The 23,729-nt window shown below is 50.4% G+C and carries 26 protein-coding genes; 15 read left to right on the plus strand and 11 right to left on the minus strand.

Going from position 1 to position 23,729, the window contains the following annotated elements; genetic code table 11:
• Nucleotides 1-12: 12 nt before the first annotated feature.
• The gene (locus EA392_02040) at nt 13-1,236 is read right to left on the minus strand and encodes a pyridoxal phosphate-dependent aminotransferase (GenBank protein TVR41220.1); all 1,224 of its coding nucleotides are present in this window, start codon (nt 1,234-1,236) and stop codon (nt 13-15) included.
• Nucleotides 1,237-1,467: 231 nt separating this feature from the next.
• Between EA392_02040 and EA392_02045 the strand changes: the two genes are divergently transcribed.
• Both EA392_02045 and EA392_02050 read left to right on the plus strand, forming a co-directional pair.
• Complete coding sequence (locus EA392_02045; protein TVR41221.1) at nt 1,468-2,385, plus strand: T9SS C-terminal target domain-containing protein; 918 nt, start codon at nt 1,468-1,470, stop codon at nt 2,383-2,385.
• Between the two features lie 183 nt (nt 2,386-2,568).
• On the plus strand, nt 2,569-2,862 hold the full coding sequence (locus EA392_02050; GenBank protein ID TVR41222.1) for a hypothetical protein: 294 nt from the start codon (nt 2,569-2,571) through the stop codon (nt 2,860-2,862).
• Here EA392_02050 and EA392_02055 read toward each other — a convergent pair.
• A complete protein-coding gene (locus EA392_02055) occupies nt 2,841-3,506 on the minus strand; it encodes a hypothetical protein (protein TVR41223.1) in 666 nt (221 codons plus the stop codon). The genes EA392_02050 and EA392_02055 overlap by 22 nt on opposite strands.
• A gap of 118 nt (nt 3,507-3,624) precedes the next feature.
• The gene (locus tag EA392_02060; protein TVR41224.1) at nt 3,625-4,341 is read right to left on the minus strand and encodes an SDR family oxidoreductase; all 717 of its coding nucleotides are present in this window, start codon (nt 4,339-4,341) and stop codon (nt 3,625-3,627) included.
• A 114-nt stretch (nt 4,342-4,455) separates the two neighbouring features.
• Here EA392_02060 and rpoN point away from each other — a divergent pair, with 114 nt between their 5' ends.
• The 4 genes from rpoN (at nt 4,456) to EA392_02080 (ending at nt 8,231) form a co-directional block, all read left to right on the plus strand.
• Complete coding sequence (gene rpoN, locus EA392_02065; protein TVR41225.1) at nt 4,456-5,931, plus strand: RNA polymerase sigma-54 factor; 1,476 nt, start codon at nt 4,456-4,458, stop codon at nt 5,929-5,931.
• Nucleotides 5,932-5,934: 3 nt separating this feature from the next.
• Nucleotides 5,935-6,555, plus strand: coding sequence for a hypothetical protein (locus EA392_02070; protein ID TVR41226.1), 621 nt, complete (start codon nt 5,935-5,937; stop codon nt 6,553-6,555).
• Between the two features lie 117 nt (nt 6,556-6,672).
• Nucleotides 6,673-7,269, plus strand: coding sequence for a Crp/Fnr family transcriptional regulator (locus EA392_02075; GenBank protein ID TVR41227.1), 597 nt, complete (start codon nt 6,673-6,675; stop codon nt 7,267-7,269).
• 86 nt (nt 7,270-7,355) lie between these two features.
• The gene (locus tag EA392_02080) at nt 7,356-8,231 is read left to right on the plus strand and encodes a pirin family protein (GenBank protein TVR41228.1); all 876 of its coding nucleotides are present in this window, start codon (nt 7,356-7,358) and stop codon (nt 8,229-8,231) included.
• A 121-nt stretch (nt 8,232-8,352) separates the two neighbouring features.
• Here the strand turns inward: EA392_02080 and EA392_02085 are convergent, their stop codons facing one another.
• Entirely contained in the window at nt 8,353-9,534 is a 1,182-nt protein-coding gene (locus tag EA392_02085) for a hypothetical protein (protein ID TVR41229.1), read from the minus strand.
• A complete protein-coding gene (locus EA392_02090; GenBank protein ID TVR41230.1) occupies nt 9,531-9,995 on the minus strand; it encodes a hypothetical protein in 465 nt (154 codons plus the stop codon). The genes EA392_02085 and EA392_02090 overlap by 4 nt, the downstream gene beginning before the upstream one ends.
• Before the next feature lie 168 nt (nt 9,996-10,163).
• On the opposite strand from EA392_02090, the gene gatC reads away from it, so the two are divergent.
• The 9 genes from gatC to EA392_02135 all read left to right on the plus strand — a co-directional run bounded on the left by gatC (nt 10,164) and on the right by EA392_02135 (nt 16,148).
• The gene (gene gatC, locus EA392_02095) at nt 10,164-10,469 is read left to right on the plus strand and encodes an Asp-tRNA(Asn)/Glu-tRNA(Gln) amidotransferase subunit GatC (GenBank protein ID TVR41247.1); all 306 of its coding nucleotides are present in this window, start codon (nt 10,164-10,166) and stop codon (nt 10,467-10,469) included.
• Between the two features lie 3 nt (nt 10,470-10,472).
• A complete protein-coding gene (gene rbfA, locus EA392_02100; protein TVR41231.1) occupies nt 10,473-10,808 on the plus strand; it encodes a 30S ribosome-binding factor RbfA in 336 nt (111 codons plus the stop codon).
• A 9-nt stretch (nt 10,809-10,817) separates the two neighbouring features.
• A complete protein-coding gene (locus EA392_02105) occupies nt 10,818-12,032 on the plus strand; it encodes an ABC transporter permease (protein ID TVR41232.1) in 1,215 nt (404 codons plus the stop codon).
• A 175-nt stretch (nt 12,033-12,207) separates the two neighbouring features.
• Nucleotides 12,208-12,663: a 50S ribosomal protein L13 gene (locus EA392_02110; GenBank protein ID TVR41233.1), complete on the plus strand. Its 456-nt coding sequence runs from the start codon at nt 12,208-12,210 to the stop codon at nt 12,661-12,663.
• 11 nt (nt 12,664-12,674) lie between these two features.
• Complete coding sequence (locus tag EA392_02115; protein ID TVR41234.1) at nt 12,675-13,061, plus strand: 30S ribosomal protein S9; 387 nt, start codon at nt 12,675-12,677, stop codon at nt 13,059-13,061.
• A 106-nt stretch (nt 13,062-13,167) separates the two neighbouring features.
• Entirely contained in the window at nt 13,168-13,917 is a 750-nt protein-coding gene (gene rpsB, locus EA392_02120) for a 30S ribosomal protein S2 (GenBank protein TVR41235.1), read from the plus strand.
• A gap of 21 nt (nt 13,918-13,938) precedes the next feature.
• Entirely contained in the window at nt 13,939-14,772 is an 834-nt protein-coding gene (locus tag EA392_02125; protein ID TVR41236.1) for an elongation factor Ts, read from the plus strand.
• Between the two features lie 94 nt (nt 14,773-14,866).
• On the plus strand, nt 14,867-15,574 hold the full coding sequence (locus tag EA392_02130; protein ID TVR41237.1) for a UMP kinase: 708 nt from the start codon (nt 14,867-14,869) through the stop codon (nt 15,572-15,574).
• Nucleotides 15,575-15,584: 10 nt separating this feature from the next.
• The gene (locus EA392_02135; protein TVR41238.1) at nt 15,585-16,148 is read left to right on the plus strand and encodes a ribosome recycling factor; all 564 of its coding nucleotides are present in this window, start codon (nt 15,585-15,587) and stop codon (nt 16,146-16,148) included.
• A 195-nt stretch (nt 16,149-16,343) separates the two neighbouring features.
• Here EA392_02135 and EA392_02140 read toward each other — a convergent pair whose 3' ends face one another.
• The 6 genes from EA392_02140 to EA392_02165 form a co-directional block, all read right to left on the minus strand.
• Nucleotides 16,344-17,372: a radical SAM protein gene (locus EA392_02140; protein TVR41239.1), complete on the minus strand. Its 1,029-nt coding sequence runs from the start codon at nt 17,370-17,372 to the stop codon at nt 16,344-16,346.
• 18 nt (nt 17,373-17,390) lie between these two features.
• Nucleotides 17,391-18,530 carry a hypothetical protein gene (locus EA392_02145; GenBank protein TVR41240.1) on the minus strand — a complete coding sequence of 380 codons (1,140 nt, stop codon included), beginning with the start codon at nt 18,528-18,530 and terminating at the stop codon, nt 17,391-17,393.
• Nucleotides 18,530-20,476: a DNA primase gene (dnaG, locus tag EA392_02150; GenBank protein ID TVR41241.1), complete on the minus strand. Its 1,947-nt coding sequence runs from the start codon at nt 20,474-20,476 to the stop codon at nt 18,530-18,532. Before dnaG ends, EA392_02145 begins: the two co-directional genes overlap by 1 nt.
• Before the next feature lie 156 nt (nt 20,477-20,632).
• Nucleotides 20,633-21,073 carry a hypothetical protein gene (locus tag EA392_02155; GenBank protein ID TVR41242.1) on the minus strand — a complete coding sequence of 147 codons (441 nt, stop codon included), beginning with the start codon at nt 21,071-21,073 and terminating at the stop codon, nt 20,633-20,635.
• Between the two features lie 6 nt (nt 21,074-21,079).
• A complete protein-coding gene (locus tag EA392_02160) occupies nt 21,080-22,054 on the minus strand; it encodes a polyprenyl synthetase family protein (protein ID TVR41243.1) in 975 nt (324 codons plus the stop codon).
• Entirely contained in the window at nt 22,051-23,601 is a 1,551-nt protein-coding gene (locus tag EA392_02165; GenBank protein TVR41244.1) for a hypothetical protein, read from the minus strand. The genes EA392_02160 and EA392_02165 overlap by 4 nt, the downstream gene beginning before the upstream one ends.
• Between the last annotated feature and the right edge of the window lie 128 nt (nt 23,602-23,729).

A 23,729-nucleotide genomic window follows, 5' to 3' on the forward strand; every position in this document is an offset into this window, starting at 1 on the left:
AAAAAGGGGGGATTAGCCGTTGGCGAATTCTGTTTTTGCTAAAGTGCGTCCGGGATATATCTTTAGTGCAGCATCCAGGCACCGCACCGCCTCGCGCAGTGAATTCTGGTTGAGAACGTAGGCCAAACGGACTTCCTGCTTGCCGAGGCCCGGTGTGGCGTAAAAGCCGGTGGCCGGTGCCATCATCACGGTTTGGTTGTCGAGTTCAAAAGACTCCAGCATCCACTGACAAAAACGATCGCAATCGTCAATGGGTAGGCGGGCAATGGTGTAAAAAGCGCCTCCCGGACGCGGGCAGAGCACACCTTCAATCTGGTTGAGGCCGTCCACCAGCACGTCGCGACGGGCCACGTATTCTTCAATTACATCGCGAAAATAGGCATGCGGGGTATCGAGCGCCGCTTCCCCGGCAACCTGTCCGAGGGAGGGAGGGCTCAACCGCGCCTGACCAAACTTGAGGGCAGTGTTGTAGATGTCCTGGTTGCGGGTTATCATAGCGCCTATGCGTGCACCGCACATGGAGTAACGTTTGGAAACCGAATCAATCAGCACCACATTGTCTTCAATGCCTTCGAGGTTCATCACCGAAAAGGGAGTGGCACCGTCGTAGCAAAACTCGCGATACACTTCGTCGGCAAACAAAAAGAGGTCGTGCTTTTTCACCACTTTGGCGAGTTTTTCCAATTCGCTTTGGGGGTAGAGGCGGCCGGTAGGGTTTCCCGGATTGCAAATCACAATTCCGCGTGTTTTGAGAGTGATTTTCTCCTCAAAATCGGCCATGGACGGAAGGGCAAAATCTTTTTCAATGTGCGCCGTTACGGGAATCACTTTTACGCCGGCCATTACAGCAAATGCGTTGTAGTTGGCGTAAAACGGCTCCGGGATAATCACCTCGTCGCCAGGGTTCAGGCAGCTCATAAAGGCAAAAACCAGTGCCTCGGAGCCTCCTGTGGTGATGAGAATCTGCTCGGGAGAAATGTTGATGCCATTGCTGATGTAGTAAGTGGCCAGCCCCTCGCGGTAGCTTTCATTTCCTGCTGAGTGGCTGTATTCAATCACCCGTGGCTCGTAGTTGCGGATGGCCTGCAGGGCCACGTCGGGTGTGTCAATGTCGGGCTGGCCGATGTTGAGATGGTACACCTTGCGACCCGCTTTACGGGCCATTTCGGCGTAGGGAACCAACTTGCGGATGGGGGAGGCGGGCATCAAGCGGCCTTTTTCAGAAATCTCTGGCATGGTTTGTTAGATATAATGGTGGGCAAATATCCGAATTTGGGGGGAACTGGTTGGTAGGGGTGAAAGTGTTGTTGCGCAGCTTGTTTGTTGGGTGAATCCGCTTCTCAGTCAGAGGGCTCTGTTGTTCTGACCCCCAAATCTCCACCAACGGCAAAGGAATGGTGCCGAGCCCAACAAGGCAATATGCCAACCAATGGCCCGTTAATTGACTGACCAACTTCACCAAACGCCATGCGCTGCAACACGTTTATCCTGACGTTTTTTGTTTTCCAAGTTCAGGTTGCCATCGGGCAGCAAATTCTGAACGGCGGATTTGAAGATATCCTCACTACAGACTCACCTCACGCCTTTCCTGTTCCTGAATTTTGGGAAAGCTATTCTTCCGAACTTGGATTCGGCGCAGCAAGCCTCGTTGATGACAGCCACGCCGGCGAGTGGTCGGTGAAACTAGAAACCTCCAACCATGCTGATTTGAAAGCGGCCAGATTGACCACATTGTTTCATGCACCGCAAATGCCGTTGGAAATATTCGCACACCCATTGAATCATTCACCCAATCAACTTTCCTTTTACCACAAGTACTCGCCCCAAGGGGGTGATACCGCACAGGTTTCGGTGTTGTTGTTTAACTTTCCAGACTCGCTGCCCTTTCACGATCCGTATCTTTCGTTTGTTGACACCCTTTTTTATGTTGAGCAGGGTATTGCAGATGCGGCAAACGCTTACACGCAAATGGCACTGGACCTGGATTATGAAAGCGATGTTGACCCACAATACATTCAAGTGGAATTTGTGAGCAGTAAGCATGCATTGGAAAACGGCAATCTTACTTCTGCTCAGGGCACCCCTGGCACCGCTTTGTGGGTTGATGATATAGAGCTAATGTACCCGGTTTCTACTGCCAACAGAAAAGATACGCATACCGATATCACGCTTTTTCCGGTTCCTGCGGTTGAATTCTTTGAAATTCAGAAACCTGAGAGCACCATTGTTCAGCTTGCAGTGCTTTATGATTTAAATGGACAGCAAGTCATGGTTTTGAATCCCGACCTTACCCAGCATTCGGTGAGTAATCTGCCCCGTGGAATGTACTTGCTTCATTTGGAATTGAATGAAGGCCATGCGGTAAAAAAGCTGTTGAAGCAGTAATGGAGTCATAGGGGTAATTTTAAAGGCGCTTTAGGAGGGCGCAGCTTTTCTGCCTCAACACAAGGTATCCACCCATATCGTAAAACCGTAGTCATGCCAGACCCCATTATCTACAAAACGCTCGAGTAAACGCCCTTTGTTTACAGAAGGGATAGGTTCAGGTTTATCAGGCTTACCAAAATAGTGAGCAGGGATGAGTTCCTTGCCGACGATCACCTGATTCCTTTGCTGGTATGTAATCAGCACAGGATTTACCCGGACGAGTTTCAGGATTTAAAACTGCTGAGGGGCAGAACCATTGCCCTTGTGGGAATAACCTACCTCTCGGGAGTGGAGTCCAACATAGAGAAGTATTACCTGGATGATACAACCCTCTTTATGCTCACCTTCGCTGAGGCAAACCTCATGACCAGGGAGTATGTAGACACCAAAAAATACAACTTGCGCTTGCGGAACTACTGGCAGCGAAACGTGTAAGCACGCTGTATAGGGGCTTTTTTCATCCGGTACACTCGGTCAAGCATAAAAAAAAGAGGCGCCATACCGACGCCTCTCTTATTTTGTCCAAAACGATGATAACCTAATGGACACGAAACGTTTACGTTGAAGTCCTCAAACATACCGTTGGGGTTGGCTTTCCACACCCACACGTGCAGCGCATAATCTGCAAATGGCTGAGGGAAGGGGTGAAAATGTACCTGTCCGCCAAACATGGGCGACTCTTCACCTACGTAGAGGTACTCTACTCCGGTGAGTTTGTACTCGCCGTTGTTCTTGATTTCGTAGAGCAGCACCTCGGGCTCAAGCGGGTTGAATACATCGTCAATCCAATCCATTTTTACAAAGTGCACTCCCATGGCTCCTGCTCCGGGAGGGCCTTCCACGCAGTCCATGGTGTTAATATAACCGGCAGCCAGGGCAGCTTCTACGTCGTGGTACTGAGTAGTGGCTTTTCGCACATCCGCCAGCAGTTTGTTGAGCGCTGAGGGATTTTTGGCAAGGTTATTTGTTAGTTCCGAAGTTGCTACGGCTTCTTCAGGAAGATCTTCGGCCTTTTGACAGGCGGTTACGCCGATCACCATCCCGGTGATGAGCGCAACATAGTAGTGTAGTTTTTTCATTTTAATGATGTTTGGTTTGTAATACAGCTGTTGTAATGCAAACCTATCACCATCGTAGCACGAGGCATTCCCTCTAAAGAGTGATTTTCAGATTGGGCCGGCGCCGGGAGTTTTTTGGCTATTTGGAGGGCGGCTTGCTAGGGCGTACCTCAATTTTTGAAGGCAGGGTGCGCGGATGCATGCGCAGCAGGTCCACAATCATCTGTCCGATATCTTCGGGCTGAATTTTCCAGGCGTCTTCCGGAACCGGCACGTGATCATTAAAATGGCTGGTTACTGAACCCGGGCAAATGGTGGTTACTTTTACGTCGTGCTGGCGCAGGTCGAGCATAATGGCTTGCGAAAATCCCACGAGGCCGAACTTGCTGGCGTTGTAGGCGCTTCCGGCTTTGAAAAAGTTAACCCCCGCCAAACTCGCAATGGTAACAATGTAGCCCTTCTGCTCAATCAAGGCAGGAATACACGCCTTTACGCTGTTGAATACGCCCGTGAGGTTGGTGTCAATCATCTGGTGCCAGTCGTCGTGTTCCATCTCCTGAATGGTGGCAAACTTGCCCAGGCCCGCGTTGGCAATCAGTACGTCGAGTCTTCCCCAAAGAGCAAGAACTTCCTCTACAGCCCGCTCCTGATCCTTGTAGTTGCGCACATCGGCCTCGATGCCCAGGGCGCATTTGGGATGGTTGGCACACAAGCGCTCGGCAGCTGCCTGTGCGTCGGCGAGATTTCTTCCGGTGATGGCCACCTTGTAGCCAGCGTTCAGCAGCACTTCCGCCACACCGTATCCGATTCCCTTGGTTCCTCCAGTAATCAATACCACCTTGCTTGTGTCTTCCATCTTTTCGGGTTTTAAATGATGCCCCGAAGTTAACTTTTAATGTGCGGCCTGCCTCGAAAAAGGGCAGCAACATTAAAGCCGATTCCGTAACTTTGAACGCTTAATCATTGCAATATGCTCAAACAAACGCTTCAGCAAAAGCTCCTGCAGAAACTCTCTCCTCAGCAAATTCAGCTGATGAAGCTCCTGCAGGTACCCACCATGGAACTGGAGCAGCGCATCAAGGAGGAAATTGAGGGAAACCCCGCGCTGGAAGAAGGTGCCGACGCCGACGAAGAAGAACTGCGCGAGCGTGAAGAGTACAACAACACCGATGACAACGACAACGATCGCGATGAGGAACGAAGCCGCGACGATGACTTTGATATTTCCGAGTACATGCAGGACGACGAAATGCCGTCGTACAAGCTCTCGGCCAATAACCACAGCCCCGACGATGAAGACCGCAGCATGCCCATTTCGTCAGGACGCACCTTTCACGAAAACCTGCTCACCCAGCTTGGGCTTGCCGATTTGGATGAGCACGAGCGAGAACTGGCACTCACCCTGGTAGGTAACCTCGACGACGACGGATATCTGCGCCGCGACCTCATTAACATTGTGGATGACCTGGCCTTTTCGCAAAATCTCTCTACCTCAGAGTTAGAACTGGGTGAAGTGCTCAAGGTGATTCAGGAGTTTGAACCTGCGGGCGTGGGGGCGCGCAATTTGCAGGAGTGCTTGCTCATTCAGATCAAACGCCGAAAAAACCAGGGTCCGGCCGTGCAACTGGCCACCCGCTTGCTCGAAGACCATTTTGAGAGCTTCACCAAGAAACACTACGACAAAATTACCAGGCGGCTGGATGTGAGCGAGGAAGAGCTCAAGGCCGCTGTGGATGAAATCATACGCCTCAATCCGCGGCCCGGCAACAGCATGACCGATACCTCTCGCAGCATTCAGCACGTAGTGCCCGACTTTTTGCTGAGCGTTGAAGACAACGATATCAAGCTGAGCCTGAACGGACGAAATGCCCCGGAGTTGCGCATCAGCCGAACCTATAAAGACATGCTGCAGACCTACGCCGAAAGCAAGGAAAAAAGCAAGCAGGACAAAGAGGCGCTGATGTTTGTAAAGCAGAAGATTGATTCGGCAAAGTGGTTTATCGACGCCATCCGGCAGCGTCAGGAAACCTTACTGTACACCATGAATGCCATCGTGGAAATTCAGAAGGAATACTTCCTAACCGGCGACGAGACCAAGCTCAAGCCCATGATTCTGAAAGATGTGGCCGAAAAAGTGAACCTCGATATCAGCACCATCAGCCGCGTGGCCAACAGCAAGTACGTGCAAACCCCTTACGGAACTTTTCTGATCAAGACCTTTTTCAGCGAATCACTCAGCACCGACAGCGGCGAAGAGGTATCCACCCGCGAGGTGAAGAAAATTCTGCAGGATGCCATCGACCAGGAAAACAAATCGAAACCCCTTACTGATGATCGGCTCGCCAAGCTGCTGAAAGACAAAGGCTACAACATTGCTCGGCGCACTGTGGCCAAGTACCGCGAGCAACTAAACATTCCGGTGGCGCGCTTGCGCAAGGAACTCTAAACCATGCTCAGGGCTACTTCGCACCTCGCCAGCTACTTGTTTCTGCCGCTGTTTATGCCTTTGCTGGCGTTGTACGTGGTGGTGAAGGTTGACCCCTTTTTGGGTTATTTTCTGGCACCGTCGCAGGCCCGGATTCTCTTTATAGTGGTATTGCTGAGTACGGTGGTTTTTCCACTGATTAACCTGTTTATCCTCAGAAAGTCGGGCATCATTACCAGCTATGGGTTGGTGCACCGGCACGAGCGACTGGCTCCTGCGGTGAGCACTGCAGTGTACTTTGCGCTCGGGTATTTTTTGATTCGCAAAGGGGCACTGCCTACGGTGATTTATTCGCTGTACCTGGGGGCGATGGTGTCGGTGGTGATGGCGCTCGTCGTAACCCTGAAGTGGAAAATTTCCATGCATGCCATTGGCGTGGGCGGGGTGCTGGGCGGTTTGGTAGGCGTGTTTGTCCTGCACGACTTTGTTCATTTTCCGGCCATGATTGCGCTGATTTTGGCCGGAGGCTGGGTGATGACGGCTCGACTGGCCTTGAAAGTGCACACTCCCGCGCAGGTGTATATCGGCTATGCCACAGGTTTTGCCATTACATGGATAAGCGTGGTGAATGGGTGGAACATATAACCGTGTGTAATCAGGCACAGACTCATTCCGGAGCCCTTTTCTGCCTTTTTGAGGGACCCCATGGCAGGAACCAATCGGGTATAACTTACAATCTTCTCGTACATTTACCGTACTGACATGCAGACCAAAGCTTCACTTCAGGATTACCTGTTGCACCATGCGAAGATGCGGCCCGAGGCTGTAGAGCGGCTGTTGCAACACACCCAAACCCGCGAATGCGAAAAAGGAGAAATCCTCATGCACGTGGGGCAGGTGTGCCGGCAAACATTTTTCGTTGAAACAGGCTTGTTGCGTCTGTTCTCTACCGACAGCAAAGGCCGTGAGCACGTGCTGCAGTTTGCTCCGGAAAACGGATGGATTACCGACCGAAGCAGCTTGTATTTCAATGAACCCTCAGGTTACCAGATTGACGCCATTGTGGTTACACGTGTGCGTGTGCTGGAAGAATCATTTTTCGGAAAAGCCCGCGAGCTCAGCCCCGTTTTCAGGCGTTTTAATGAACAACTGCTCCAGAACCACATCCGGCATCTGCAGCACCGCATCAACCTGCTGATTGGTGCCGACGCCGAAACCCGTTACATGGATTTTGTACAGCGCTACCCCGATTTGATGCTTCGGGTGCCACAGTGGATGATTGCCTCCTACCTGGGCATCACGCCCGAAAGCCTCAGTCGGGTGCGCCGCGACCTGGCCGAAAAGAATTTCAAAAAGTAATGCCCCAAAACCGAACTTACCATAGGTCAATGTGGGAGAAAAGGGCTTGAAATACCTTTGTATCACAATTCTAAAAACGACCCCTTATGGCAACAAGAAACATTGAAGCGGTGGTTACACCACGTCCGCCCCACTACGTAGGCGACGGATTCAGGGTGCACAACTTTATTCCCTCCGATCAGCGACTCAATATGATTCGCATGGATCCCTTTATCATGCTCGATTACAACGCCCGATTTTACTTTCCGCCCAGCGAGAAGCCACGTGGCGTAGGTGTTCACCCGCATCGCGGTTTTGAAACCGTTACCATTGCCTACGCGGGCAAAGTGGCACACCACGACAGCAGCGGCGGGGGAGGAGTAATAGGAGAGGGCGATGTTCAGTGGATGACCGCCGCATCGGGCGTGCTCCACAAAGAGTACCACGAAGAGCAGTTCAGTAAAGAGGGTGGCGATTTTCAAATGGTGCAACTGTGGGTTAATCTGCCCGCCAAACACAAAATGGACCCTCCCGGATACCAGGGCATCAAAGCATCGGACATGGGCCGACATATCCTTCCTGACGGTGCCGGTGAAGTTGAAGTTATTGCAGGTAATTTTCGCGGCACAGCCGGTCCGGCCCTTACCTTTTCGCCCCTGCACCTGCAACACGCCCGGTTGAATGCCGGGGGTGAAGTGGAGTTTGAGTTTCCCGCACAGTACAACACGGCCTTGCTGGTGGTTGAAGGCAGCGTTCAGGTAAACGACCGCGACGTTGCAGTGAGTCAGTTCGCGCTGATGGCTAACAATGGCGAGCGTTTCTCAATTCGCGCCACTGAAAAATCTGTGGTGCTTGTGCTGAGTGGAGAACCCTTGAGAGAGCCCATCGCCGCGCATGGTCCTTTCGTGATGAACTCTCGCGAAGAGCTGATTCAGGCATTTGAAGATTTCAATACCGGTAAGTTCGGGTATCTGGAGGATTGATTATCAATTAGCACAGGCGCAAAGGGAGCCAGGAGTACTTGCTGAAAAAGCACGTTTCCGCTGTCTTTGCGCCTTTTTTATGCTGCCCAACCTTCTTTGCAAGTAAGTCCGATGCGTCTCCTTAGAAGCGATAAATACGCACCCCCTCAAAATCACCAATCTGATGCTCGAGAAAAGGTTGCAGGTAGGGCGCGTTGAGCAGGTTATCGTCAATGATGATAAGATGTGTGGCGCCCCGCAGTTTCAAGTGCTCGATGTCTTCTGCTGTCTGAAAAAGCTCTCTGCCCGTCCAACCTTTGCGATTCAAGAGGTACAAGGTAATGTTAAACGATTCATCGGGCAGCACCACCACACGTGCGCTTTGGTCAACACCCAGTTCATTCAGGTACGATTCCATCCGTGTTAAACGGTTGAAGTTTGTTTCTCGCTCCCAGTTAAAAAAGTCTCTGATTTCAAGAAATGGCTTGTTGGTAATCAGCACCCTGCTCCAGTTCTTGTAATCGGATTGGAGATGTACCACGGCCATGCAGTACAACATATTGAATGCAAGAAACCCGATGGCAACGTAGCGCACTGGCTTTTGCAGCAACACTTTTGAGTGGTGTTCACGAAGGTGAAACAGGGCAGGTAAAAGAATGGCGGGCACCAGTATGAGCAGGGCGATGTAATAGTAGTCGTGGTGGCTCATCAGGGGTAACCACAAAAAGAAGTAGAGGGCTCCGCCAAAAGGTATCACTGTGGTGCTGAAGCGCGCCAGCCATGAAAGTTGTTGAAAGCGCGCCAGGTTGTAAATGAGAGTGAGCAAAAGGAGGGTGAGCACCGAAACATGATAAATAGACGAATAGGTGTACATCTCGAACATTTCGCCAAAGCGCTGCATCTCTTCGGTAGTGCCTTTCCAGAATGGATGAATGCTGTTGAAAGTGTATTTGAAATCTGATTGAACATTGTACAAGTGGGCGTAATAGTACCATGCAAAAATGAGCACCGGTACCCACATCAAAACGGCAGCCTCTCTGAGCGGGCGAGCGAAGAGTTTTTTGTTACCAAGCGCTTTGATGCCCAGTGCTTCCATGCAGAAAACAAAAACCAGGAACACAAAAGCTATTAGGCTCGACACCTTTAACAAGCCCGCCAGGGCAAAGAGCACCATGCTTCCTGCCAACCATCCGAAATGCCCATTTTGGTGATACCTCAGAAGCGCGTACAAAGCCATCAGTACAAATGAAAAGGCTGGCACATCGCTAAGAAAACTCACTCCGTAGTACACGTAAATGGGTGAGGTGAGGAGCAGAAAGCTCATCCACGCCGGCCGAATTTGCCGCCAAAAACCAAGCTTAGTGAGCGATAAAACGACCAGATTCCAGCCAAAAAAATCAACAGGTAAAATAGCCTGAAGCTGAGGTAAGATTTGCCAAACACCTTCCAGAACCCCGCCACCGCATAGTACAAAACCGGAAATTCGCCAGCTGACTTGCCCGAGGTGTATTGATGCCCGAGTTGGATGTGCATTTCTGGCTCCAGAAAAGAATTGCCGGTGTAGTAGTGGTGCGTGAGGGACAAACAATCGGCCTGACGCCACATGTGCGTGCGCATCATTCCTTCGCCCAACAGGGGTGTAAGGTAAACGAGTAAAACCAGAATCATCCCACCCAACACAAGTTTGTCAGCACTCAACGACCTGATGATTAAGCGCATGCGATGAATGAAGCCAGTGCGCGTTTGCAATGCGTGCGGTTTTGATTTGCTTTTCAAAGCCTTCATGGGGTGATGTTGCTTTATACGGGCATCAATATTACGGGGTATTTGGGTTGAATTGAAAGAACAGAAGTACTTTTTCGGGGGCGAATATCATACGCATGCCACCCCACTACAGATTTCCTACCTTTGCAACTTCCGGCCAGATAGTTGGCCGGGCAAGTGATTTGCCCCATGAATATAGACGACAACACCATTGATCACCTCGCTAAACTCTCACGCCTTGCGTTTACGCAAGAGCAAAAAGAGCAGATTAAGAGTGATTTGCAAAATATTCTGAATCTTGTGGACAAACTTGGTGAGCTGAATACCGAGGGCGTAGAGCCGCTCATCCACATGACCGAACATGTGAATGTGTTGCGCGACGATGTCGTAAAGGAGAGCATCACCCGCGAGGAAGCCCTTCGCAACGCTCCCAAAAAAGACTCCGATTATTTTAAGGTGCCCAAAGTAATTGCACAACCTTCACAAAGTCAATGAGCCATGGCCTCCATACGTCAGGAAAAAATAGCCAGTTTGATTCAGCGCGAAATGGCGCAGATTATCCAACGCGAGTCGGCACATTTTGGGCCGGGGGTGATGGCATCGGTTACTGTGGTGCGCGTATCGCCCGACATGGGTTACGCAAAGATTTACATCAGTCTGTTTGGCGCCAAAAACCCCGACGAGCTGATAGAACAGGCCAACCGCGACAAAGGTTTCTACCGTAAATTGTTGGGCGATGGAGTGGGAAAAGTGCTGCGCAAAGTGCCCGATTTGCGTTTTTTTCTGGATGACTCACTGGATTACTCCGAGCAGATTGACGAATTGCTGCAATAGGCACAGCGGGTGAATTTTCCGTTTTACATAGCCCGTCGCTACCTCTTTTCCAAAAAGTCGCACAACATCATCAACGTTATTTCCGCTATCTCACTTTCGGTGGTGGCAGTGGTAACCATGGCCATGATTATCGTGCTCTCGGCCATGAACGGCATTGAGGGCTTGGTAAAGAACCTCTACAGTATTTTTGAGCCGGATATTACCATTACCCCTGCACGGGGCAAAACCTTTGAGGTGGGTGCAGCCGATACAGTGGCCCTGGCAAATGTGCCGGGCGTGCGCTATGTGTTGCCCGTGATAGAGGAAAACGTGCTCATTGAATACGGCGGTGCGCAGCGCATTGCAACACTCAAAGGAGTACACGACAACTACGCCGACTTTACCCGCCTCGATTCGGTGCTGGTAGATGGCTCCTTTATGCTGCACGACCGCGGACTCTATTTCGCCATGGTGGGCTACGGGTTAAAGTACGAATTGGGCATGAACCTTTATCAGGCTTCCATGCGCCCGCTCAAGGTGTTTGCACCCATTCGAGGCAGGCGCATCAGCCAGAGCCAGGAACGGGCATTTAACCGCAAAGACATGATGATTGGTGGTATTTTTAGTATCAGTCCGGATTTTGATAACCGCTATGTGCTGGCCTCCATGGACTTTACCGCTGATCTGTTCGGATACCAAAACGAGCGAACGGCGCTGGAGATTGGGTTGCAGCCGGGCGTGGATGCCCGTCGCATGCAGCGCACCTTGAGTGAGGCGGTGGGCGAGGATTTTGTGGTGAAAACACGAATGCAAAAGAACGAGCTGATTTTTCAAACCAACCAGAGCGAAAAGTGGATCACATTCTTCATTCTGTCCTTTATTCTGCTGATCGCCTCGTTCAACATCATCGCATCGCTCACCATGCTCATCATCGACAAGAAGAAAGACACCTTTGTGCTCAGCAGCATGGGGGCATCGCGCGCGGCCATCCGCCGCATCTTTTTCTTCGAAGGGGTGCTGATCAATGCCATTGGCGCCGGGCTGGGGCTGGGGCTGGGCTACCTCTTTTGCGTGTTGCACCTGCAATTTGGTTTGATTCCGCTCGAAGGGGGAATCGTACCCTATTATCCCATGGAGATGCTTCCCGGTGATTTCTTTGCTGTGTTTGGTGTGGTGATGCTGGTGGGGGGAATAACCAGTTCGGTGCCTATCTACTACTTTACCAGAACCATGCAAGCGTCGTGATGGGGTGTTTTTACCTGCCGCCGGGTATTTCGAAATAGAAGCTACGTAGAACAGGCGATGAACAGCACGAAAAAATCGCGATTCGCCACACTCATATTTTGGCGGTTATCAAAAATAGTTCTACCTTCGCAGCCCGATTTTAGGAAGGAGTAGTTTTTAACAAAGCATTGTTGACGTGAACACCTTAAGTTACAAGACCATTTCGGCCAACCGCAACACCGTAAAGAAAGAGTGGGTGTTGGTAGATGCCGAGAACCAGACGCTGGGTCGTTTGGCCAGTAAAGTTGCCAAAATCATTCGTGGCAAAAACAAGCCCGATTACACCCCGCACGTAGATTGCGGAGACAATGTAATTGTGGTAAACGCCGAAAAGGTAAAACTGAGCGGCAACAAGATGCAGGACAAAGTGTACCTCCGTCACACGGGTTATCCCGGTGGCCAGCGCGAGCTCACGGCCCAGCAACTGCTCAACCGCAAGCCCATCGCCTTGGTTGAAACAGCCGTTCGCGGTATGCTTCCCAAGAACAAATTGGGCAGCAAGCTCTACACCAATCTTCATGTGTTTGAGGGCCCCTCGCACAACCACGAGGCACAAAAGCCCCGCACCATCAACCTCGACGATATTAAATAAGGAACAGCGATATGGATATCAATAACACAACCGGTCGCCGAAAAAATGCCGTAGCGCGTGTGTACCTCAAGGAAGGTAACGGAAAGATCACCGTAAACAAGCGCGACGTGTCGGAGTATTTCAACACCATGATTTTGCGCTATCGCGTGAACCAGCCCTTCATCCTTACCGAAACCGAAGGCAAGTTCGATGTGAACGTAAACGTACACGGTGGTGGTTTTACAGGTCAGGCGGAAGCTATTCGATTGGGAATCTCACGTGCTCTCGTTGAGCGCGACCCCGAATTCCGCCCGATGCTTAAAGTTGAAAGCCTCCTGACCCGTGACCCTCGTATGGTGGAGCGCAAGAAATTCGGTCAGAAGAAAGCCCGTAAGAAGTTCCAGTTCAGCAAGCGTTAATCCGGCTTCGGATTATCGTTGGTTTAGCATCCAAACCATCAGGACTGCGCATGCACTACCTGCTGGTTGACTTTCAGAGAACGTAAACCTAAATTAAACAAACATAATGTCACGTACCAATTTTCAAGAGCTTCTGGAAGCCGGAGTGCACTTCGGTCACCTCAAGCGCAAGTGGAACCCTAGCATGGCTCCCTATATTTTCGGAGAGAAAAAGGGAATCCATGTAATAGACCTTAACAAAACCGTACACAAAGTAGAAGAAGCTGCTGCCGCGATGAAGCAAATTGCCAAGTCCGGACGCAAAATTCTTTTTGTGGCCACCAAAAAGCAGGCTAAAGACCTCGTTGCCGAGCGCGTAAAGGCCATCGGAATGCCCTACGTAACCGAGCGCTGGTCGGGTGGTATGCTTACCAACTTTGGAACCATCCGCCGGGCGGTGAAAAAGATGAGCACCATCGATAAAATGCAGACAGACGGTACATTCGAGAATATTTCCAAGCGCGAGAAACTTCAGATCCTTCGCCAGCGCGAGAAACTCGAAAAGAACCTCGGAAGCATTGCCGATATGAACCGCATTCCCGCGGCTATTTTCATCGTGGACATCAACAAAGAGCATATTGCCCTTGAAGAAGCAAAAAAGCTCAACATTACCACCTTTGCAATGGTTGATACCAATGCAGATCCTAATATGGTTGATTTCCCTATTCCTGCCAACGACGACGCTACCAAGTCAATTGCGCTGGTGCTTGATATCATGATCAAGGCTGTTCAGGAAGGAATGGGTGAGCGCAAGAACGACCGCGATAAGAAAGAAGAAGCTCCTGCCACCGAAGCTGCAGAAGCCGACAAGCAATAACACGCAAAAAATTCAGGAAGCATGAATATTACTGCTGCAGATGTAAATAAACTGCGCAAGCAAACCGGCGCAGGTATGATGGATTGCAAAAAAGCATTGGTTGAGGCCAATGGCGACTTTGAAGCTGCTGTGGACATCCTCCGCAAGCAAGGTCAGAAAGTGGCTGCCAAACGCAGCGACCGCGATGCCGCCGAAGGTCTTGTAATAGCCAAAACTACTGCCGACGGCACCAAAGGTGTAATGGTGGTAGTAAACTGCGAAACCGACTTTGTAGCCAAAAACGAAGATTTCGGAAAATTCGCCAACCAGATTCTAGACGTGGCCATGGAGCACAGCCCAGCTGATATAGAAGCTCTAAAGGCCTTGCCCTTTGCCGGAAACGGTATCACCATCGGTGAGAAAATCATTGAGCAAACGGGTGTAATCGGAGAGAAAATTGACCTGAGTGGCTACGAGCAAATCAACGCCGCCATGGTTTACGCCTACAACCACCCCGGAAACAAACTGGCTTCGATGGTTGGTTTGAGCAAAGGTGGCGACTTCCAGGAAGCAGCCAAGGACGTGGCCATGCAGATTGCTGCCATGGATCCCGTTGCAGTGAGCAAAGAGGAAGTTCCCCAGGAAACCATTGACCGGGAAATTGAGGTGGGCAAGGAGCAAGCCATTCAGGAAGGTAAGCCGGCCGACATGGCTGAGAAAATTGCCATGGGTCGCCTCAACAAGTTCTTTAAAGAGAACACCCTCCTCAGCCAGGAATACATCAAAGACAACAAGAAAACCATTGAGCAATACCTCAAAGGCTTCGACGCTGAACTTACCGTCACAAGCTTCAAAAGGATAGCGCTCAGCGTTTAATCATTTCACAAAAAAGAGAGAATCACGGTTCTCTCTTTTTTTTGCTATCATTGGCAGCATTCATTTTAAAACCTACCGCAAAACACATCCCCCAATGAAATACCGACGCGTTCTGTTGAAGCTAAGTGGTGAAGCCCTGATGGGAAACCAGCAATTTGGCATCGATCACAACCGACTGATGCAGTACGCCTACGATATTAAAGCTGCTTGCGATCAGGGTGTGGAATTGGCGCTCGTAGTGGGAGGAGGAAATATTTTCCGCGGTGTGCAGGCCGTAGAAGGAGGCATGGAACGCACCCAGGGAGACTACATGGGAATGCTCGCCACCATGATCAACAGCATGGCACTGCAGTCAGCCCTCGAGTCTATTAATGTGCAAACGCGTTTGATGTCGGCCATTAAAATGGAGCAAATCGCGGAATCATTCATCCGCCGCCGTGCCATTCGCCACCTTCAAAAAGGCCGTGTGGTAATTTTTGGCGCCGGTACTGGTAACCCCTATTTCACAACCGACTCTGCCGCTTCACTGCGCGCCATCGAAATCAATGCAGATGTAATTCTGAAAGGAACCCGGGTGGATGGGATCTACTCGGCAGACCCCGAAAAAGATGCCTCAGCGGTAAAATACGATACCGTTACCTTCGATGAGGTGTACTCTAAAGGTTTGAACGTGATGGACCTCACCGCATTTACCCTTTGCAACGAAAACAAACTGCCCATCATCGTATTCGATATGAATGCTCCCGGAAATTTATCAAGGGTAATCACAGGTGAGCACGTTGGAACATTGGTAGAATTTTAATTTTGTAGCCATGAACGAAGAACTCGACCTTATTTTCGACACCACGCGTGAGGCCATGCAGAAAGCCATTGACCACCTCACTACAGAGTTGCAGAAGATCCGCGCCGGAAAGGCCAACCCTTCTATGCTCGACAGTGTATCGGTTGATTATTATGGAGCCACCACGCCGCTAAGTCAGGTGGCCAACATCAATACCCCGGACCCCAAAACCATTACGATACAGCCCTGGGAAAAAAGCATGCTCGATACCATTTCGAACGCCATACTCACTGCCAATCTGGGATTTGCTCCACAAAACAATGGAGAGATATTGATTATCAGTTTGCCACCAGTTACAGAAGAACGCCGCCGCGAATTGGTGAAAAAAGCGCGCGCCGAAGCTGAGCACGCCAAAGTGAGTATCCGCACGGCGCGTAAAGAGGCGAACGACGAAGTCAAGAAACTGCAAAAAGATGGCCTGTCAGAAGATGCGGTTCGTGGGGCAGAAGATGAAGTGCAGGAAATGACCAACTCTTTTTCCAACCGCTGCGACAGCATCGTAGACCGCAAGGAAGAGGATATCATGAAGGTGTAGCCCAATACGAATGGATTGGCAGATTGTATTGTTTGCAGCTTGAGACGAGAGCTCCTGAGAGTAATTTAGGGGATTTGTTCATCTGCCTCACACAATGAAAATGTTCACCCCAGTGAATAAAAAGCTTTAAAAACCTTACCCCAGTGAATAAAAAAGGGTCAAAAAAGGTTCGCGCGGGTGAGTAAAACGTAGCGTTTACGCCTCTGACCACACCTTGGTGCCTTCGGTGCAATTGGTACAGATGTCAATTTCCGAGCGCGAGCGAAGCAGCTTTTGGCGAAAGTTTCGGTACACGGGGCCGCGCCAAACTTCTTTCATGGGGGTATTTTTCAAATCGCCCATGCGGTGCTTGGCGTCTTTATCGAAACAGCAGGGCACCACCAGCCCGTCCCAGGTCACTACGCAGCCCTGCCACATACGCCAGCACTGGTTGAGCAATTGATTTTTGATTCGGTATTTGCCGTTTTTGCCCTTGCGGTAGCGCGAGTATTTTTCATTGCTGGGAATAAGTGAATTTCCGTTTTCGTAATCGTACACCTGGGCGGTTTTGAACACCACCTGGTCCACCCCAAGCTCTTCGCCTAGTTTCAGCACATCGTCTATCTGGTGCTCATTGGGCCTCACCACCAGAAATTGAAACACGACCAGTGGTTTGGAGGCATTGAGTTTCTTTCTCCACTTCAGAATGTTACGGGTGCCCTCCAATACTTTGTTGAGTTTGCCGTGAACACGATACGACTCATACACCTCCTGCGTAACGCCGTCAATCGATATGATGAGCCTGTCCAACCCCGACTCTATCGTTTTCTTCGCCATTTCATCGTTCAGAAAATGCGCGTTGGTGGACGTAGCAGTGTAGATGTTTCGCTCCGAGGCGTACTTCACCATGTCGAGAAACTTCGGGTTGATGTACGGCTCACCCTGAAAATAAAAGGTGAGGTATGAGAGGTGACCCTTGCTTTCGTTGATTACTTTTTCGAAAAACGGCTGCTTGAGGTTTCCCGTATCGCGACTAAATTGGCGCAGTCCGCTTGGGCACTCGGGGCAGCCGAGGTTGCAGGCAGTGGTAGGCTCAATAGACATGCTCATGGGTAAGCCCCAGAGAAAAGGTTTGCCCGTATAGCGCGAAAGATGGTAGCTCACGAATAGTTTGGCGGCATTCCATGCCCGCGAGGGCGTTGTTTTGCGCAGAATATTCCAGGTATCGGAGCGAATGGCGGCCATGTGGAGCCAAAGTTACGGCTATTGCTCCTGAAATGCACTTCCCGAACCAGATGCTTTGGTATCGTCTGATTTGATATGCAGATCGCGCTGTGGATAGGGAATGCCTATTCCGGCCTCCCGGAAGCGTTTATCAATTTCAAATCGCAAATCGCTTTTTACAATTTCGATATTCCAGGTCTGGATGGCCCAGAAAAACAACTCGAACTCGATGGCGTATTCTCCAAAGTTGGCAAAACGCACAATAACAGGTCTGATATTGCTTACCTCCGGGTGGCGCGTAGCCACGTCCTGCAGAATGTTTTTAACCATCATCGTGTCGCTTCCATAGGCAACCCGGGTTTCAACTTTAAACCTCGTAAGTTGACTACTGTGACTCCAGTTCGTAAGGTTATCGCGCGTAAGGGTTGAATTGGGGATGATGATAAAGTTACCGTCGCGGGTAACGACCTTCGATGTGCGAACATCAATACGTTCAACCCTGGCCACCAGTCCGTTGATTTCAATCACATCGCCCACTTTAAACGTGCCTTCAAACAGCAGAATAAACCCCGAAACAACATCGGCAAAGAGGTATTGCAGACCGATACCTACACCCACCAACAGGGCGGCCGAGGCCAGCACCAGCGATGATAAGTCAGCGCCGATAGACTCCACCGCCACGATAAATGCCACCGTGTAGATGAAGTAGGTACTCAGTTTAAAAATGGTGAATTCCTTGCCTTTGTCTATCCAATCGCGCTGTAGCAGGTTCTTCTTAATGACAATGCGAACCATGCGCGCGATGAAACCGGCAACCACAAAAATGGCCACGATGATAAAGATGTTCCCTACAGAGAACTTGAATCGCGTTTCGCGGCTTTCAAAAAAGGTAAAGCTCATAAAGGCTTCTACCAATTCCCACAACCCCAGTCCGGCAAAGCTGAAGAATGCTGCGAGGATGATCAGCGTATAGGTGCCGTACTTGCGCATAAACCCGGCGCGCTCGTCGTCTATCCAGTCGTTGCGCCGGAAGAGATTGGTGACAAAACGCCGGTAAAAAATCACAGCCTTTCGCGTCAGAAAGATAATCAGCGCGATGAGAATCAGCTTGAGCAGCGTGAAGTCGAAATCACCGGCTGTGAAAAGTGGGTAGGTAAATATGTCTTTTAACCAGTTCATTACAGAATGGTACTGCCAGAAAACTCGGCGAGTTTCATTTTTACCGTATCGAGGCGTTTTTTGCGCTCAAGCAGTTGCATAATGTCGGTTTCGGGGGTGGCGTTTTTCATTTCCTCCTCGGTTTTGGTAATAAGCTGCATTACGCGCCTCAGTTTAAAGGTGTAAATACCGTCCATCACGGAATGCATCAGCCGCTTGTCTTCGGTTGTGGTGTAAATATGAAAGCGCTCTTCCCACATGGCACTCAACTCATAGGGTTGTGAAACCAGGTCCACAGCCAATTGGCTGATGTGAGGATCTTCGTGGCGCATAAACCAGTCGTTGGAGGGCAATTCTTCGCGTTCGCGGAATTCGCAGTACTCATTGAAAATGCGTTGGTAGCGAAAGTTTTCAAATTGCAGGCCGTCGGTTTCGAGTTCACCGATAATCACATCGCACACAGGAAGGGTAACCTCTACTTTTTCAGCTTCTTCACCGCCCGGAAGTGGAACGTTGATTTCCTCGTTGCCATAGGTTAGTAAAAGTCGCATCAGCTCGCGTTCCTGCGGGGCGGTGCCGCTGGCCGGTGCAAGGGTTTGGCGCGGTGCTTTGGCCTCTGTCTCCGGAACCACATCTTCGCCCACTTGCAGTTTTTTGCGGGCATCCTTGCGGAGCAGTTTGTTCAGCTCGTTTTTGAGGGCGATTTCCTCAATATCGAGCCGTGTACTGCATGCCTGAATGTACACCGACCGCGTAATGTGGTCGGGGATAAGCGCTATGCTCTGCACAATATCTTTTACCGCAGCTGCTTTTCGCAAGGGGTCATTCACCGCGTCCTGCATCAGCACCCCAGCTTTGAACACCACAAAATCCTGCGATTGGTGCTCGAAGTACTGCTTAATTTCCGTGTAGCTGCGCTCGCGCGAGAAAGAATCAGGGTCATGGCCGTCGGGCAGCAGCAGTACTTTTACATTCATTCCTTCGGCAAGGATGAGGTCAATACCGCGGAAAGAGGCTTTGATACCGGCCGAATCTCCGTCGAAAAGTATCGTAACGTTTGGCGTGTAGCGCCGGATTAGCCGCACCTGATCGGGGGTGAGTGCTGTGCCGGAAGAGGCCACCACATTGGTAATTCCAGCCTGGTTTAAGGCCGTTACATCGGTGTAGCCTTCCACCAGGTAACAATTGTCGGCTTTGGCTATTTCCGCACGCGCCTGAAAGATGCCGTAAAGCACCTTGCTTTTGTGGTAAATCTCGCTTTCGGGCGAGTTAAAGTACTTGGCAACTTTGCTGTCGCGCTGCATGGTACGCGCACCGAAACCCAGCACACGACCGCTGATACTCTGAATCGGGAAAATGATACGTCCCTTGAAAAAATCGAAAGGTTGGTCGTTTCGCTGCCGGGTCAGTCCCAGTTTTTCGAGGTACTCCAGCCGGTAGCCTTTGGCAAGCGCGGCCTTGCTGAATGCATCGCCTGCGGAAGGGCAGTAACCGAGGTTGAATTTCTCGATGGTTTTGCCGTCGAACCCTCTCTCCTTGAGGTAGCTGAGGCCAATGCTTTTGCCTTCGTCGGTGTGGTGAAGCTGGTCCGTGAAAAACTCCTGGGCAAAGGTGTTAATCAGCATCAGGCTCTCGCGCTCGTTGGCGGCAGCCTGATCCTCTGCGCTCATTTCCTCGGCTTCGGGAATTTCAATGCCATACTTTTTGGCGAGATAGCGCAATGCCTCGGGAAAGCTGAGGCTTTCATGCTCCATCAGGAAGGTTACCGCGTTGCCGCCCTTGCCCGAGCTGAAATCTTTCCAGATGTTTTTGGAAGGAGATACCACAAACGAGGGCGTGCGCTCATTGTTGAACGGACTAAGGCCTTTGTAATTGGCCCCGGTTTTTTTTAATGATACAAATTCACCGATAACCTCCTCAACACGAGCGGCATCAAAAATTCGGTCAACAATTTCGCGTGGAATCAAGAGGGTGCACTTTGTTGCCCGAAGGTAATCAAATTTGCTTGCTTACTTCGGGCCTGCTGAAAAAATCAGACGTGCGTTTGCTCTTTGTTAGCGCGTTTGCAACCCAAGTTAAGGTTTGGGTATTTGAAGGATGGATTTAAAGCAGCTCGTGCCGGCTTACTTCTCTTTTTTGTCTTGAAGTTTGGGAGTGAGATCTTCGTTTTTCTCGAGGTAGCCTTCTTCGTTGTAAAACTGCCAGATTCCCGTTTTGTAGTCGTTGTAGTATTGACCCGAGTAGCGCATAATTCCGCTCTCGTAATACGAGCGTGTGGTGCCGTCTTTAATGCCGTTGCGAAAGGTGGTTTCGCTCCATTTGAGGCCGTTTTGATAATAGGAGGTCCACATTCCGTGTCGTTCGCCGTTTACGAGTCGGCCCTCCAGTTGCAGGCTGCCGTCTTCGTAGTATTCGCGGTGCATTTGCCCCTCTTCTTTGCTTTTTTCCGGCGCTTTTCCGGCGGCGGTTCGGGGTTCTGGACTTGCTTTTTCTTCAGGGGAGTTGGCAGGGCTGCATGCTGTGGTCAACAGCAATAACAACACATACAAGATGCTTCGCTTCATGTTACTTTACTGTTTTCTTTCAATGGAGAATGCTACAAGTGATTCGAGCGCTGAACGCGCGGGCGAAGGTTCAAAGGTATGCAATATCTCTAACGCCTGGTCTTTGTAGCGGTGCATGGCTTCAACGGCTCGTTTGATTCCATCGGTCTGCTGTACGTAGTTCACCACTTCTTTCACTTTTTCGGGATTCTGGTGGTGGTGACGTACGGTTTTCACGAGCCAGCGTCGGTCTTTTTTGGGTGCCGTGCTGATGGCGTGAATGAGTGGCAGGGTTATTTTGCGCTCTTTGATATCAATGCCGGTGGGTTTTCCGATGCCGCTGCCGTCGCCGTAATCAAACAAGTCGTCTTTAATTTGAAAAGCAATTCCCACCGCGCTTCCAAACTGCCGGAGTTGTTCCGTTTGCTCGTTTGAGGCTTTGGCAGAAATCGCTCCGGCCTGACAGCAGGCTGCAATCAGCGTGGCCGTTTTATAGTCAATGATGCGGAAATAGGTGGCTTCGTCAATATCCATTTTCCGCGCTTTTTCCATCTGAAGCAGCTCACCTTCGCTCATTTTCTGTACCGCTTCCGATACCACCTGCAGCAGGGCAAACTCTTTGTGTTGAGTAGCCAGTTGCAGTCCGCGGCTCAATAGGTAATCGCCTACCAAAACGGCAATTTTGTTTTTCCAGAGGGCATTGAGCGAGAAAAATCCGCGACGCAGATTGGAGTCGTCCACCACATCATCATGCACCAGCGTGGCTGTATGCAGCAGTTCAATGAGTGCGGCCGCGCGATAGGTAGAGTCGTTGGTTTCTCCAAACAATCTAGCCGTAAGGAATACAAACATGGGCCTGATTTGCTTGCCTTTTCGCTTTACGATGTAGTGAATCACATTGTTGAGCAGGGGTACATCCGTTTTGAGCGAGGCGCGAAATCGCTGTTCAAATTCGCCCAGTTCCTTTTGGATGGGCTCTTTTATGTGTTTGATGTCCTTCAATTCTCCGGGTAGAAAATCTCGCCAAATTTATCCTTTCCGCTGCTTTCACCATAAATGATTTGACGGGCGTTTTGGTGCTCCGAGCTAAAATCGGGCCTCAGAATGGCGTCAAAGTCACCACTGCTAAAGAGGGCTTCTGTGGTCATTTTTCCTTTGCGGTCTATAGTAGCAATAACCGCAGCGGCACGAGTGTAGTTGCTCAGTGTTCGCACCTGCCCGGGTTGCCGCACCATGTTGGCGTTCGCCGGATGGTCGTTGAACACGATGTATGTTTTGTCGGCGTACTGATTTACAGCAATGGAGCCGTACAAACTTGGGTCGTTGGCCGAAATCTGTGATTTTGGAAGCACGCGCGCCCATTCCAGCAAGCCCTCGGGTGAAAGGCTTGTGACAAGAACATCGTCGTAGTGGTAGTTGTAAGTAATGAGCCGCTGCCCTGTGTATGGGTCAAAGAATGATGAGGTTGTAACGTAGTCTTTTTCGGCAATAAGTACAATGCTTTCATCCGGTCGAACGAGCATATGCTTCATCTCAAATGAGGCCAATCCACCGTAAAGAAGCTCGTCGTTGGATGTAACCGCAATCATCACGTCGCGCGGCAGGGGTTCAAAGCCGTGGTTTACCACATCACCTGAACGTATGTTGAATCTCACCAGAAAAGTACCGGCGATATTTCCCTGCGATGAGCCTGAATAGAAGCCCGCGGCTACAAGCGTTGAGTCGTTGGTGAGCGAGAAGCGGGCAGAGTGAATCCACTTGCTGTCCAGGTTGATTTCAAATTCGGTGAGCCTGCGGTCTAAATGGCTGTACTGTATGAGGGTGTATTTCTTGTTGGCACCGGCTTCCGCACCGCGCATAGCACCCCTCCCGTGGTGGCGGCAAACCATGTACACGTTTTGCTGATTATCGGCAATAGCCGTTACCACCTCAAAATCTTCGTCGGGATATGGCATGCGAAACATTCTTTGCCACAATGGGTTGAGTGAGGCGTCGAAGAGTTTCACCGAGAAGCTGGTATTCTGATAACGCCTGAAAGGCGTGTTGTGAAAAGCCATCAAATAGCTGCTGTCTGGCGAGAGGCGAAAGGCAAAATGACCTGCGTTTTTGTGATTGGTTACGTCTTCAATCTTATCTACCGGAACCATGGCTTTGATATAATTGCCCTGTTTGTCGAGCAATGAAGCAAAGGCTAGGTGCTGGTTGTTTTCCAGATCCAGAAACGAGGTGAAAAGCAGAAAGTGATGGTTGAGAAGAAAAACTCGCTCGAACTGAGTGGCCCTTTTTCCCAATACAGGCAGGTCAATGTGGAGGGTTTGTTGGCGATTATAGTCGTTTAAACTGTAGGCGTCAATGCGAATGTAGCTGTCGTGATGGCGGTTGAGGCGGTACACGTAAAACCCGCTTGTGTCGCGGCCAATCAGCCCGGAGGCTTTGATCTTGGCAGCGTCTTTATCCTCGCCCCATTTTACTTCTACGCGCTGCGCTATAAGATTGCCGAAGATTATCAGGCAGAAGAATGGAACAGACAGAATGATTCGCACGGTCATGAGAAATACAACTAAATTCGCGGAGCAAAGTTGATTTGCACACACGAAATTACCGATTATCATGCCAACGCGTTGTTTCACCGCTTTTTTTGTATTGCTCAGTTTTGTGCTGAGTGGGCAGGTGCCCG

Source organism: Cryomorphaceae bacterium (assembly GCA_007695365.1).
GTDB lineage: Bacteria > Bacteroidota > Bacteroidia > Flavobacteriales_D > SKUL01 > SKUL01.

Bases quoted from the DNA above. Each gene is read 5' to 3' on its own strand.
- EA392_02040 (TVR41220.1), bottom strand. From the start codon at position 1,236: ATGCCAGAGATTTCTGAAAAAGGCCGCTTGATGCCCGCCTCCCCCATC.
- EA392_02045 (TVR41221.1), top strand. From the start codon at position 1,468: ATGCGCTGCAACACGTTTATCCTGACGTTTTTTGTTTTCCAAGTTCAG.
- EA392_02055 (TVR41223.1), bottom strand. From the start codon at position 3,506: ATGAAAAAACTACACTACTATGTTGCGCTCATCACCGGGATGGTGATC.
- EA392_02060 (TVR41224.1), bottom strand. From the start codon at position 4,341: ATGGAAGACACAAGCAAGGTGGTATTGATTACTGGAGGAACCAAGGGA.
- rpoN (TVR41225.1), top strand. From the start codon at position 4,456: ATGCTCAAACAAACGCTTCAGCAAAAGCTCCTGCAGAAACTCTCTCCT.
- EA392_02070 (TVR41226.1), top strand. From the start codon at position 5,935: ATGCTCAGGGCTACTTCGCACCTCGCCAGCTACTTGTTTCTGCCGCTG.
- EA392_02075 (TVR41227.1), top strand. From the start codon at position 6,673: ATGCAGACCAAAGCTTCACTTCAGGATTACCTGTTGCACCATGCGAAG.
- EA392_02080 (TVR41228.1), top strand. From the start codon at position 7,356: ATGGCAACAAGAAACATTGAAGCGGTGGTTACACCACGTCCGCCCCAC.
- EA392_02085 (TVR41229.1), bottom strand. From the start codon at position 9,534: ATGAGCTTTCTGCTCCTCACCTCACCCATTTACGTGTACTACGGAGTG.
- EA392_02090 (TVR41230.1), bottom strand. From the start codon at position 9,995: ATGAAGGCTTTGAAAAGCAAATCAAAACCGCACGCATTGCAAACGCGC.
- gatC (TVR41247.1), top strand. From the start codon at position 10,164: ATGAATATAGACGACAACACCATTGATCACCTCGCTAAACTCTCACGC.
- rbfA (TVR41231.1), top strand. From the start codon at position 10,473: ATGGCCTCCATACGTCAGGAAAAAATAGCCAGTTTGATTCAGCGCGAA.
- EA392_02115 (TVR41234.1), top strand. From the start codon at position 12,675: ATGGATATCAATAACACAACCGGTCGCCGAAAAAATGCCGTAGCGCGT.
- rpsB (TVR41235.1), top strand. From the start codon at position 13,168: ATGTCACGTACCAATTTTCAAGAGCTTCTGGAAGCCGGAGTGCACTTC.
- EA392_02125 (TVR41236.1), top strand. From the start codon at position 13,939: ATGAATATTACTGCTGCAGATGTAAATAAACTGCGCAAGCAAACCGGC.
- EA392_02130 (TVR41237.1), top strand. From the start codon at position 14,867: ATGAAATACCGACGCGTTCTGTTGAAGCTAAGTGGTGAAGCCCTGATG.
- EA392_02135 (TVR41238.1), top strand. From the start codon at position 15,585: ATGAACGAAGAACTCGACCTTATTTTCGACACCACGCGTGAGGCCATG.
- EA392_02140 (TVR41239.1), bottom strand. From the start codon at position 17,372: ATGGCCGCCATTCGCTCCGATACCTGGAATATTCTGCGCAAAACAACG.
- EA392_02145 (TVR41240.1), bottom strand. From the start codon at position 18,530: ATGAACTGGTTAAAAGACATATTTACCTACCCACTTTTCACAGCCGGT.
- EA392_02155 (TVR41242.1), bottom strand. From the start codon at position 21,073: ATGAAGCGAAGCATCTTGTATGTGTTGTTATTGCTGTTGACCACAGCA.
- EA392_02165 (TVR41244.1), bottom strand. From the start codon at position 23,601: ATGACCGTGCGAATCATTCTGTCTGTTCCATTCTTCTGCCTGATAATC.